This is a genomic window from Mycobacterium sp., from assembly GCF_035499775.1.
GTDB lineage: Bacteria > Actinomycetota > Actinomycetes > Mycobacteriales > Mycobacteriaceae > Mycobacterium.
The window spans coordinates 1-2,532 of sequence record NZ_DATJYB010000561.1 but is presented as its reverse complement, the minus strand read 5'-3'; the positions used below and the strand labels follow the sequence as shown (position 1 = coordinate 2,532).

Genomic DNA, 2,532 nt, shown 5'->3' with positions numbered 1-2,532 from the left:
TCGTCTCCGCGGCGGGCGGTCGCAATCGCCCTCTCGACGCGACGGACCGCGTCGGCGAATTCCAAAACCGCTGTGCGCAGTGAGTTTTCCGCGTCGGCATCGGTCGACACCGAGACCGAGGTGATCTCGGCGGGGATCAGGTCGGCAGGAAACCCCGCTTTGTCGACGCGCTCAATCACCTTCTGCGCCAACGCCAACGCGGGCTGACCTGTATGAACGTCGTCCATCACGGACTGCCGCGATTTTTCGGTCGCCTTACGCTCTTCCCACTGGGCTAACTGATCCTCAAGTGAAATCGATTTGCCCGCAAGCACTTCCGGTACGCGATTGCCCAGCTTTCGCATCAGTGTGACGGCGACGTCGTCGATGGTGAAGGGCAGCTGCGGCGCATCCTCGGCGATGCGGGCATGAAAGAGGACCTGCAGCAACAAGTCGCCGAGCTCTTCGCGCAGCTGGTCGGCGTTGCCGCTGCGCACCGCGTCCAGCAGCTCGTAGGTCTCCTCCAGCAGGTATCTGCGCAGCGAGTCGTGGGTCTGCTCGCTCTCCCACGGCCCGGCGGTGCGCAGTTTGTCCATCATGGCGACGGCGTCGACGAGCCGTTCCCCGCGCGGCGTTTCCGGTGCTGAAATCAGCCGGGCGCCGGCGGCCAATCGTGCGGTGACCTCGGGGTGGCTGGGATCGGACGACAGCAACACCGGCGCGTCGTCTCCGAAGTGCACGAGACGCGCCGCAGGCAACGACCACGGCACGGCGACGGGCATCTCCTCGGTGTACTGCACCTCGCCGCTGAGGAACTCGATGGCCTCGACAGGCACCAGCGAAGGGCGGCGGGGGTCGAACAAGACGACGATCATCGCGCTTGTCGCTCCTTATTCGACCCTGGGTTGGCCTTATCGACGGACGCGTTCGTTATACCAACTTCCTGCTGTGGTTTTCCCAGAAGGGCAGTCACCAAATTGGCAACCATCTGCACCAATTCGACATCGCGGAGGCGAGGGGCACCCACGCCGCCGGCCCGCGGAATGGGAACCTGGACCGTCGACGTGGTAGCGCGGTAACGCCCGCCGGGGTACATCCGCGCCAGGCGCACCTGGGCGGAATCCGGCAAATTCATCGGCGACAACCGCACCGTTGCTGCCGACGGAGCGCTCACCTCGGTGATGCCGGCGCCGCGGCACAGCAATCGCAGTCGCGCCACCGCGACGAGCCGCTCGGCGGGCTCGGGCAGCGGCCCGTAACGGTCGGTGAGCTCTTCAACGACGGCCGCGACCTCCCCATCAGAACCAGCGGCGGCCAGCCGGCGGTAGCCCTCCAGGCGCAGCCGGTCGCTGGCGATGTAGTCCGGCGGCAGGTGGGCGTCGACCGGCAGGTCGATCCGCACGTCCTTGGGCTCCTCGGGAGTGGTCACCACCTGCCCGTCAGCCGCCGCCCGGTAGGCCTCGACGGCCTCACCCACCAGCCGCACATACAGGTCGAACCCGACTCCGGCCACATGCCCGGACTGCTCGACGCCGAGCACGTTGCCGGCCCCGCGGATCTCGAGGTCCTTCAGGGCCACCGCCATGCCCGCGCCCAGTTCGTTGTTCTGCGCGATCGTCGCCAGCCGGTCATAGGCCGTCTCGGTCAGCGGTGTGTGCGGCGGATAGAGGAAGTACGCGTAACCGCGTTCGCGACTGCGCCCGACCCGGCCGCGCAGCTGATGCAGCTGGGACAGCCCGAACGTATCGGCGCGCTCGACGATCAGCGTGTTGGCGTTGGAGATGTCCAGGCCGGTCTCCACGATCGTGGTGCACACCAGGATGTCGTGTTCGCGGTTCCAGAACCCCTGCACGGTGCTTTCCAGCAGGTCCTCGGGCATCTGCCCGTGGGCGACGACGACCCGCGCCTCGGGCACCAGACCACGCACCCGGGCGGCGGCCTGGTCGATGGAGCTGACCCGGTTGTGCACGTAGAAGGCCTGCCCGTCGCGCAGCAGCTCGCGTCGTAACGCCGCCGCGATCTGCTTGTCGTCGTGCGGACCGACATAGGTCAGCACCGGGTAGCGGTCCTCGGGCGGCGTCAGGATCGTCGACATCTCGCGGATGCCGGCCAGGCTCATCTCCAGGGTGCGCGGGATCGGGGTGGCGCTCATCGTGAGCACGTCGACGTGGGTGCGCAGCGACTTGATGTGCTCCTTGTGCTCGACGCCGAAGCGCTGCTCCTCGTCGACCACGACCAGCCCGAGATCCTTCCAGCGCACACCGGTCTGCAGCAGCCGGTGCGTGCCGATCACGACGTCGACCGACCCGTCGGCCATGCCGTCGATCACGGCGCGGGACTCGGTCGCGTCGGTGAACCGGGACAGCCCCTTGACGACCACCGGGAACCCGGCCATCCGCTCGCGGAACGTCTCGAGATGCTGGTCGGCCAACAGCGTGGTGGGCACCAGCACGGCGACCTGTTTGCCGTCCTGTACCGCCTTGAACGCCGCCCGCACCGCGATCTCGGTCTTGCCGTAGCCGACGTCGCCGCAGATCACCCGGTCCATCGGCA

The 2,532-nt window shown here is 67.6% G+C and carries 2 protein-coding genes; both read right to left on the bottom strand.

Going from position 1 to position 2,532, the window contains the following annotated elements:
- Positions 1–854 (bottom strand): nucleoside triphosphate pyrophosphohydrolase (locus VML93_RS34085; RefSeq protein WP_325617562.1); only part of this gene is annotated, 854 nt, incomplete at its 3' end.
- On the bottom strand, positions 851–2,532 hold a 1,682-nt coding region (locus tag VML93_RS34080), incomplete at its 5' end, for a DEAD/DEAH box helicase (RefSeq protein ID WP_325617560.1). The genes VML93_RS34080 and VML93_RS34085, both read right to left, overlap by 4 nt.